Here is an 8,772-nt window from a genome sequence, read left to right as displayed (position 1 = left end):
GCCGGGTGTGGCGCCCTCGGCCAAACAGGAGGGCAAGCATGTCGCCGCGACGATCAAGGCCCGGCTTGCCGGCGACACGGCGACGCGGCCTTTCCAATACCATCATGCCGGCGATCTGGCGACGATCGGCAAACGCGCTGCCGCGATCGATTTCGGCTGGGTCAAGCTCACCGGTTGGCTCGCCTGGTGGCTGTGGGGCATCGCCCACATCTATTTCCTGATCGACTTTCGCAACCGCCTGGCGGTCTCGCTTAGCTGGCTATGGATTTATCTTACGGGTCAGCGCAGCGCCCGGCTGATCACGCAGGGCGACGACGACAAGAACTGATTTCCTTGGCGCCGCTGTCGAAGGCTTGGTGACCGGCCCGGAGAAGCGGCCCGGCGAAAAAAGCCGTGGACTCGAGGGATCGCTGCCGCTCCCGCTCTGGTTCAAGCCGTCCGCATGCGCTAGTTTTAGCCATGCGTTATGTAATCGTCATCGCAGCCATTGCCTTCTTCCTGATCTGGGATGGCCTCTACAATCATGGTCACTATCTCGACGTGACCGTGCGGGAAATGTCGCGCATCGTGCGCCAAGTCACCGGATAGGCCTTGCGGGTTGCATATCGCGGGCGCGACATCGTTGCCGGTTGACGCCCAGGCGTCGCTCCCACAAAAACACCGCTGAATCGACGATCACGGAGGTTGGCTTGATCCGGCACATCGTTTTCTTCAGCGTGCGGCGCAAGGAAGATGTCGAGGCCGTGCGCTCGGGCCTGCTGGCGCTGGGCAAGATTCCGCATTCCAAGCATTTCGAAGTGACGCTCAACACCAAGGTCGATCTGTTCTCCAACGCGATCGACGTGGTCGTCTATGCCGAGTTCGAGGACGAGGGGGCGCTTGCCGCCTATAAGGCGCATCCGATTTATGCCGATACGACCAGCAAGGTGAAGCCGCTGCGCGAACTGCGTTATTCGGCCGATGTCGTGGCCGCGGCCTGAACCGGGCAAGCGCGCTTCGCTGCTCTTGAACCGAGGGCCGGAATGGGGCACACCGCGCCGATATGATCAAAAAATCAGATCATCCGCTCGACCATCTCGTTCTGCCGGCACAGAACCTTGATGCCGCGCGCTCGCGCCTGACGTCGCTTGGCTTTGTCGTCGCGCCCACGGGCATCCACCCCTTCGGCACGGAGAATGCCTGCGTCTTTTTCACCGATGGCACCTATCTAGAGCCGCTGGCGGTCGGAAATGAGCAGGCGGCGAACCTCGCCATAAGCGAGGGCAATGTCTTCGTCGCGCGCGACCGTCTCTACCGTCAAACCATTGGCGATGAAGGTTTTTCCGCGGTCGTCTTCGGAACGGCCGATGCCGATGCCGATTATAGGCGCTATGTCGAGGCCGGTCTTTCGGCCGGCGAAATGCTGAGCTTCTCGCGCGCCTTTACTGACGCAAACGGCAAAAGCGACATGGCTTCCTTCAAGCTGGCATTCGTATCCGACAAGGAGGCCGACGAGGCCTTCCTCTTCGCCTGCCAGCGCATCAACGCGCCAAAGATCGATCGCACGGCGCTGCAGGCCCACGCCAATGGCGTGACGGGTATTCTCGAAATCATCGCGGTCAGTGACAGGCCCGCAGCCCAGATCGGATTGATTGCGACCGCCGCCGAAGCTGGTGCGAGCGACGGCGACGCCGTGCGGCTGCCGAATGCAGTCCTCAGCGTTTTCTCGTCCGAAGATTATGGCTCGCGCTTCGGCCTGACGGTCGCGCCATCGCCGAACCTGCGTTTCACGGCCATCGTTTTCTCGGTTCGCGACACGGCCGCCGCCAGGCGACTGCTTGCGGAAAACGCAGTCCGACACAACATGAGCGGCAATGATATCGTCGTTCCGCCGGCGCCCGGGCAGGGCGCCGCCTTCATCTTCCGGGAGACCCCATGAGCAAGCCCCTGGCGCCCAATTCATCGGTAACGGTCGGCAAGGTCGTCTTCGCCAACAATGCGCCGCTGTCGCTGATCGCCGGCCCGTGCCAGCTTGAATCGCGCCAGCACGCCTTCGACATGGCCGGCGCGCTGAAGGAACTGACGGACCGGCTGGGCATCGGCCTCGTCTACAAGACCAGCTACGACAAGGCCAACCGCACCTCGCTTTCGGCGACGCGCGGTGCCGGGCTCGATGCGGCGATGCCGATTTTCGACGATCTGCGCAAGGAGTTTGGGCTCCCGGTGCTGACCGACGTCCACACCGAGGAACAATGCGCCATCGTCGCGCCGCATGTCGATGTCCTGCAGGTCCCGGCCTTCCTGTCGCGCCAGACCGACATGCTGGTCGCCGCCGCCAGGACCGGAAAGGTCATCAATGTGAAGAAGGGCCAGTTCCTCGCGCCCTGGGACATGAAGAACGTCGTCGCCAAGATCACCGGTTCCGGCAATGCGAACGTGCTGACCACTGAGCGCGGTGTCTCCTTCGGCTACAACACGCTGGTCTCGGACATGCGCGCGTTGCCGATCATGGCCGAGATCGGCGCTCCGGTGATCTTCGACGCGACGCATTCCGTGCAGCAGCCGGGTGGGCAGGGTGGCTCATCCGGCGGTGAACGGCGCTTCGTCGCAACGCTGGCGCGCGCGGCCGTTGCCGTCGGTGTGGCCGGTGTCTTCATCGAGACCCATCAGGACCCGGACAACTCGACATCCTCCGACGGCCCCAACATGGTGCCGCTCAAGGACATGCCGGCGCTGCTGGAGAAGCTGATGGCCTTCGACCGCATCGCCAAGGGCCACTGATCTCGGACGACAAGATCGCCTACGGCATCAACACGAAGGTGACCTTCATCCTCACCGACAGCAGAGCAAGGTCGTCGGGAACCTTAGCGCGCTCCTCTCATTGTCAATGCAGGCATTCACTTGAGAGGAGCACCACCATGACCACCCCGTCCGGGCACACCGAAGCCATTGCCGCCTCGCGCGTTATCGGCACATCGGTTTACAACACCGCAGGCGACAGCATCGGCAGCATTGAAGACGTCATGCTCGACAAGATGTCGAATGGCATCATGTTCGCAGTGATCGGTTTCGGCGGCTTCCTCGGCATGGGCGAGAAGTACCACGCCGTCCCGTGGGCGACGCTCGACTATGACGAGGACAAAGGCGGCTACGTCGTCCCGTTCACCAAGGAGCAGTTGCAGGCCGCGCCCGCATATTCGATCGAGGAACTGACCGGCGCCGACGGCGAAGCCGCACGCGATGCCTCATTCCAGTATTATCACGTGAAGCCCTATTGGCATTGACCGCTTGCTAGGTGCGCTGAAAGCAAAGGCCCCCGGGCAAAACCCGGGGGCCTTTGGCGTTTTGAACTACTGCACCGCTTGGAGCGTCGATAGTTCCGCTGAACTCTGCTGAGGTTTCTGGTCGTCGCATGACGTCAGGAACGCCGCCGCGATCAGGAACAAACTCACGATACCGCTCAACTGGGACATGGCGAAACTCCTCCTGTTTCGCCCCGCGCGAACGCGACCATAGACGAGAAGGCCACGCGATGCGCATGACTTATGATGACAGAAATTTGCGCTTCGTGAATCCGGCCCGCGGCAATAATTGCGGGCGCGCCGATTGCCTTTTGCGCCGCTTTGGCTAAGAGGGGCGCGACGCTTCAATCGATCAATCGGGGACATCGCAAATGACCGCCATCATCGACATTGTCGGGCGTGAAATCCTGGACAGCCGTGGCAATCCGACCGTCGAGGTCGACGTGGTGCTGGAGGACGGCTCGATGGGCCGCGCCGCGGTGCCATCGGGCGCATCGACCGGCGCACATGAGGCGGTCGAGCTGCGTGACGGCGGGCCGCGTTATCTCGGCAAGGGCGTCCAGCGCGCCGTCGAAGCCGTGAACGGCGAGCTGTTCGAGGCGATCGGCGGCATGGAAGCCGAGAACCAGATCCATATCGACCAGACGATGATCGAGCTCGATGGCACCCCGAACAAAAGCCGCCTCGGCGCCAATGCCATCCTCGGCGTGTCGCTGGCGGTCGCCAAGGCCGCGGCCGAAGCCGCCGGCCTGCCGCTCTACCGCTATGTCGGCGGCGCCAAGGCGCATATCCTGCCGGTGCCGATGATGAACATCATCAATGGCGGCGCCCATGCCGACAATCCCATCGACTTCCAGGAGTTCATGATCCTGCCGGTCGGCGCGCCGACGCTGCGCGACGGCGTGCGCTGGGGCTCGGAGATCTTCCACACACTGCGCAAGAAGCTGAAGGACGCCGGCCACAACACCAATGTCGGCGACGAGGGCGGCTTCGCCCCCAACCTGAAGAGCGCGCCGTCGGCTCTCGATTTCATCATGGAATCGATCGAGAAGGCTGGCTTCAAGCCCGGCGAGGATGTTGCGCTTGGCCTCGACTGCGCGGCGACCGAGTTCTTCAAGGACGGCAACTACGTCTATGAGGGCGAGAAGAAGACCCGCGATCCGAAGGCGCAGGCCAAGTACCTGGCCAAGCTCGCTTCCGACTATCCGATCATCACCATCGAGGACGGCCTTGCCGAGGACGACTGGGAAGGCTGGAAGTATCTGACCGACCTGATCGGTAAGAAGACCCAGCTTGTCGGCGACGACCTCTTCGTCACCAACACGGCGCGGCTGCGCGACGGCATCCGCATGGGCGTCGCCAATTCGATCCTGGTCAAGGTCAACCAGATCGGCTCGCTGACCGAGACGCTCGACGCGGTCGAGACCGCGCACAAGGCCGGCTACACCGCCGTCATGTCGCACCGTTCGGGCGAGACCGAGGATTCGACCATCGCCGACCTCGCGGTCGCCACCAATTGCGGACAGATCAAGACCGGCTCGCTGTCGCGCTCGGACCGCATGGCCAAGTACAACCAGCTCATCCGCATTGAGGAAGAGCTCGGCAAGCAGGCGCGTTACGCCGGCAAGTCGGTGTTCAAGGGCTGATCCAGCCTGTTTGGAACAGTTCGGAAAGGGCGGGGCATTCCCGCCCTTTTTCGTTTCCGGCGGCCCCGCACAAGGTCGCCCGTAACCGTCCATTAAGCACAATCGGGCGAAATACGACTCATGGCCGCTCGCGTTCGCGGCCGCGAGGGTTCGGGTCATGTGGACACGTCAGCACAAGCAGAGAAACACCGGCAGGCTGATCATCCCTTCGCTCTGCGTGCTGTTCCTGGCCTATTTCGGCTTCCACGCCTATCACGGCGAATTCGGCATCTATTCCAAGTATCGGCTCGAGGCCCGGGCGGCCGAATTGCAGACGCAGCTTGATGCCGTCAAGGCGCGCCGTATCGACTTCGAGCGCCGTGTCCAGCTGATGCATGAAGGCACGCTGGAAAAGGATATGCTTGACGAGCAGGCCCGAAAGGCGCTCAATCTGTCCCAGCCTGACGAAATCACCATCATGCTGCTCTCCGCGACGAAATAACCGAATTTCGGTTAATCGCTGTTATTTGCAATGATTCTAATCGCTTAGATGCATGCCAGCCATGCATTTTTCAGCATGGCGCAATGCATCCTTGCATGTTAGCCTCGCGCAAATCGGTGGGGAGACTGTTCGATCTCCCTGAATGTCCGCAAAGAGACGCCAACAGGGAGTGACGCATGGCCACCGCCGCCAAAAAAGCGCCCGCCAAATCCAGATCCGACAACAAGTCCAGATCCGACAAGCAGCCCAATCTGTCAGCGCCCAAGCCCGCTGATTTCACCAAGGAGGAAGAGCTCTCCGCCTACCGGCATATGCTCTTGATCCGCCGCTTCGAGGAGAAGGCCGGCCAGCTTTACGGCATGGGCTTCATCGGCGGCTTCTGCCATCTCTATATCGGCCAGGAGGCCGTCGTCACCGGCATGAAGATGGCGCTTGTCGAAGGCGACCAGATGATCACCGCCTATCGCGACCACGGCCACATGCTGGCGATGGACCTGTCGCCGCGCGGCGTCATGGCCGAACTGACGGGGCGCCGCGGCGGCCTGTCGAAGGGCAAGGGCGGCTCCATGCACATGTTCTCCAAGGAGAAGCATTTCTATGGCGGCCACGGCATTGTCGGCGCCCAGGTGTCGCTCGGCACCGGCCTAGCCTTCGCCAACCGCTACCGCGAGACCAAGAACGTTTCGCTCACCTATTTCGGCGACGGCGCCGCCAACCAGGGCCAGGTCTATGAGAGCTTCAACATGGCCTCGCTGTGGAAGCTGCCGGTGATCTACATCATCGAGAACAATCGCTACGCCATGGGCACGTCTGTGTCGCGCTCGTCGGCCGAGACCGACTTCTCGCATCGCGGCGCCTCCTTCAAAATCCCGGGCATGCAGGTCGATGGCATGGACGTCCGCGCCGTGAAGTCCGCAGCCGATCTCGCCACCGAATGGTGCCGCGCCGGCAACGGCCCGCTCATCCTCGAAATGCAGACCTACCGCTATCGCGGCCATTCGATGTCCGACCCGGCGAAGTACCGCTCCAAGGAGGAGGTGCAGAAGATGCGCTCCGAGCACGACCCGATCGAGCAGGTTCGGGTGCGGCTGCTCGACAAGAAGTGGGCAAGCGAGGACGAGCTCAAGGCCATCGACAAGGAAGTTCGCGACATCGTCGCCGACGCCGCCGAATTCGCCCAGAACGACGCCGAGCCGGATCCGTCCGAGCTCTGGACCGACATCGTACTCTAAGGGGAGGGCAAGGACATGCCGATCGAAATTCTCATGCCCGCGCTCTCACCGACGATGGAAGAGGGCAATCTTTCCAAATGGCTGAAGAACGAAGGCGACAAGGTCGTCGCCGGTGACGTCATCGCCGAGATCGAGACCGACAAGGCGACGATGGAGGTCGAAGCCGTCGACGAAGGCACGCTGGCCAAGATCGTCGTTCCCGCCGGCACCGAAGGCGTCAAGGTCAATGCGGTGATCGCCGTGCTCGCGGTCGACGGCGAAGACGTCGACAAGGCCGGCGAAGGCATCGGCGAGGAAGAACCTGCCAAGGCTGAAGCCGCGCCTGCGCCGGCGCCCGCTGCCGCCAAGAGCGAGGCTCCGGCCCCTGTCGCCGCCGCGCCGAAGACGGAAGTCGCGGCCGACCCGGACATTCCCGCCGGCACCGAAATGGTTTCCACCACGGTGCGCGAGGCGCTCCGCGACGCCATGGCCGAGGAAATGCGCCGCGACGGCGACGTCTTTGTCATGGGCGAGGAAGTCGCCGAATACCAGGGCGCCTACAAGATCACGCAAGGCCTGCTGCAGGAATTCGGGCCGCGGCGCGTGGTCGATACACCGATCACCGAGCACGGCTTTGCCGGTGTCGGCGTGGGTGCGGCGATGGCCGGGCTGAAGCCGATCGTCGAGTTCATGACCTTCAACTTCGCCATGCAGGCGATCGACCAGATCATCAACTCGGCCGCCAAGACGCTCTATATGTCCGGCGGCCAGATGGGCGCGCCGATCGTCTTCCGCGGCCCGAACGGCGCCGCCGCCCGCGTCGCCGCGCAGCACTCGCAATGCTACGCCGCCTGGTACAGCCATATCCCCGGCCTCAAGGTGGTGATGCCGTACACCGCGGCCGACGCCAAGGGCCTGCTCAAGGCGGCGATCCGCGATCCAAACCCGGTCATCTTCCTCGAGAACGAGATCCTCTACGGCCATTCCTTCGATGTGCCGAAGCTCGACGACTTCGTGCTGCGGATCGGCAAGGCGCGGATCCACAAGCAGGGCAAGGACGTCACCCTCGTCTCCTTCGGTATCGGCATGACCTATGCGGTCAAGGCGGAGGCCGAGCTGCGCGGCATGGGCATCGATGCCGAGATCATCGATCTCAGGACCATCCGGCCGCTCGACTTCGACACGATCATCGCCTCGGTGAAGAAGACCAACCGTCTCGTGGTGGTGGAAGAAGGTTTTCCACAGAACTCGGTCGGCGACCACATCGCCAACCAGGTCTCGCAGCGCGCCTTCGACTTCCTCGACGCGCCGGTGATCACCATCGCCGGCAAGGACGTGCCGATGCCTTATGCGGCGAACCTCGAAAAGCTGGCGCTGCCCAATGTCGGCGAGGTCGTCGAGGCCGTCAAAGCCGTTACCTATCGCTAAGCCGGTCGGGAGGACATCATGCCAATCAACATCACCATGCCGGCGCTCTCTCCGACGATGGAAGAGGGCAACCTGTCAAAATGGCTGGTCAAGGAAGGCGATAAGGTTTCGCCAGGCGACGTGATCGCCGAGATCGAGACCGACAAGGCGACGATGGAAGTCGAAGCCGTCGATGAAGGCACGGTCGCCAAGCTGGTGGTTCCGGCCGGCACCGAAGGCGTCAAGGTCAACGCGCTGATCGCCATCCTGGCTGGCGAGGGCGAGGATGCCGGCGCCGCGGCCAAGAGCGGTGGCAGCGCCGCGCCAAAGGCCGAAGCGCCGAAAGCGGACGCTCCGAAGGCCGAAGCCCCCAAGGAAGCACCCAAGCCGGCCGCGGCGCCTGCGCCGGCGAAGGCCGAGCCCGCTCCCGTCGCCAACGGCCACGCCGCCGGCGACCGCGTCTTCGCGTCGCCGCTGGCTCGCCGCATCGCCAAGGATGCGGGCGTGGATGTTTCCGCCGTGACCGGCACCGGCCCGCATGGCCGCGTCGTCAAGGCCGATGTCGAAGCGGCGATCTCTTCCGGCGGCGCGAAATCTGCCCCCGCTGCGAAAGCGCCCGCCGGTGCCCCTGGCGCGACTCCGGCGCCGGCACCCAAGCCGATGTCGGACGACCAGGTGCTGAAGCTGTTCGCCGAAGGCTCCTACGAGCTCGTGCCGCATGACAACATGCGCAAGACCATCGCGCG

11 protein-coding genes and 1 pseudogene are annotated in these 8,772 nt (G+C 63.3%); 11 read left to right on the top strand and 1 reads right to left on the bottom strand.

The genetic code is table 11. The features are described from left to right. From EOA23_RS28125 to EOA23_RS28105, 6 genes and pseudogenes are all read left to right on the top strand, one after another. Positions 1-328, top strand: a pseudogene (locus EOA23_RS28125) (NAD(P)/FAD-dependent oxidoreductase); the annotation flags it as partial. 131 nt (positions 329-459) lie between these two features. Continuing rightward, on the top strand, positions 460-588 hold the full coding sequence (locus EOA23_RS36995; protein WP_278161972.1) for a hypothetical protein: 129 nt from the start codon (positions 460-462) through the stop codon (positions 586-588). A gap of 101 nt (positions 589-689) precedes the next feature. Continuing rightward, positions 690-980 carry a Dabb family protein gene (locus tag EOA23_RS28120; protein WP_127306551.1) on the top strand — a complete coding sequence of 97 codons (291 nt, stop codon included), beginning with the start codon at positions 690-692 and terminating at the stop codon, positions 978-980. Positions 981-1,042: 62 nt separating this feature from the next. Then, positions 1,043-1,918, top strand: a complete 876-nt coding sequence (locus EOA23_RS28115; protein ID WP_127306550.1) for a VOC family protein — start codon at positions 1,043-1,045, stop codon at positions 1,916-1,918. Beyond that, complete coding sequence (gene kdsA / locus EOA23_RS28110; protein WP_127306549.1) at positions 1,915-2,760, top strand: 3-deoxy-8-phosphooctulonate synthase; 846 nt, start codon at positions 1,915-1,917, stop codon at positions 2,758-2,760. The genes EOA23_RS28115 and kdsA overlap by 4 nt, the downstream gene beginning before the upstream one ends. Positions 2,761-2,897: 137 nt before the next feature. Continuing rightward, positions 2,898-3,263 (top strand): PRC-barrel domain-containing protein, encoded by a 366-nt coding sequence (locus tag EOA23_RS28105; protein ID WP_042642274.1) that lies wholly within the window; start codon positions 2,898-2,900, stop codon positions 3,261-3,263. Between the two features lie 66 nt (positions 3,264-3,329). On the opposite strand, the gene EOA23_RS36990 is transcribed toward EOA23_RS28105, so the two are convergent. After that, positions 3,330-3,452: a hypothetical protein gene (locus EOA23_RS36990; protein ID WP_281058769.1), complete on the bottom strand. Its 123-nt coding sequence runs from the start codon at positions 3,450-3,452 to the stop codon at positions 3,330-3,332. Between the two features lie 200 nt (positions 3,453-3,652). Here EOA23_RS36990 and eno point away from each other — a divergent pair, with 200 nt between their 5' ends. From eno to EOA23_RS28080, 5 genes are all read left to right on the top strand, one after another. Next, positions 3,653-4,927: a phosphopyruvate hydratase gene (eno, locus tag EOA23_RS28100; protein ID WP_127306548.1), complete on the top strand. Its 1,275-nt coding sequence runs from the start codon at positions 3,653-3,655 to the stop codon at positions 4,925-4,927. A 157-nt stretch (positions 4,928-5,084) separates the two neighbouring features. Then, positions 5,085-5,408, top strand: a complete 324-nt coding sequence (locus EOA23_RS28095; protein WP_127306547.1) for a septum formation initiator family protein — start codon at positions 5,085-5,087, stop codon at positions 5,406-5,408. 176 nt (positions 5,409-5,584) lie between these two features. Next, positions 5,585-6,640, top strand: coding sequence for a pyruvate dehydrogenase (acetyl-transferring) E1 component subunit alpha (gene pdhA / locus EOA23_RS28090; RefSeq protein WP_127306546.1), 1,056 nt, complete (start codon positions 5,585-5,587; stop codon positions 6,638-6,640). Between the two features lie 15 nt (positions 6,641-6,655). Next, positions 6,656-8,047 carry a pyruvate dehydrogenase complex E1 component subunit beta gene (locus EOA23_RS28085; RefSeq protein WP_127306545.1) on the top strand — a complete coding sequence of 464 codons (1,392 nt, stop codon included), beginning with the start codon at positions 6,656-6,658 and terminating at the stop codon, positions 8,045-8,047. Between the two features lie 18 nt (positions 8,048-8,065). Continuing rightward, positions 8,066-8,772: biotin/lipoyl-containing protein (locus EOA23_RS28080; protein WP_127306544.1), on the top strand; the 707-nt coding region annotated here is incomplete at its 3' end.

It is taken from the genome of Mesorhizobium sp. M2A.F.Ca.ET.042.01.1.1, from assembly GCF_003997405.1.
In the GTDB taxonomy this organism is placed as follows: Bacteria; Pseudomonadota; Alphaproteobacteria; order Rhizobiales; family Rhizobiaceae; genus Mesorhizobium.
This window is presented reverse-complemented; position numbering and strand designations above follow the sequence as displayed.

Bases quoted from the DNA above. Each gene is read 5' to 3' on its own strand.
- EOA23_RS36995 (WP_278161972.1), top strand. From the start codon at position 460: ATGCGTTATGTAATCGTCATCGCAGCCATTGCCTTCTTCCTGATCTGG.
- EOA23_RS28115 (WP_127306550.1), top strand. From the start codon at position 1,043: ATGATCAAAAAATCAGATCATCCGCTCGACCATCTCGTTCTGCCGGCA.
- kdsA (WP_127306549.1), top strand. From the start codon at position 1,915: ATGAGCAAGCCCCTGGCGCCCAATTCATCGGTAACGGTCGGCAAGGTC.
- EOA23_RS28105 (WP_042642274.1), top strand. From the start codon at position 2,898: ATGACCACCCCGTCCGGGCACACCGAAGCCATTGCCGCCTCGCGCGTT.
- EOA23_RS36990 (WP_281058769.1), bottom strand. From the start codon at position 3,452: ATGTCCCAGTTGAGCGGTATCGTGAGTTTGTTCCTGATCGCGGCGGCG.
- eno (WP_127306548.1), top strand. From the start codon at position 3,653: ATGACCGCCATCATCGACATTGTCGGGCGTGAAATCCTGGACAGCCGT.
- EOA23_RS28095 (WP_127306547.1), top strand. From the start codon at position 5,085: ATGTGGACACGTCAGCACAAGCAGAGAAACACCGGCAGGCTGATCATC.
- pdhA (WP_127306546.1), top strand. From the start codon at position 5,585: ATGGCCACCGCCGCCAAAAAAGCGCCCGCCAAATCCAGATCCGACAAC.
- EOA23_RS28085 (WP_127306545.1), top strand. From the start codon at position 6,656: ATGCCGATCGAAATTCTCATGCCCGCGCTCTCACCGACGATGGAAGAG.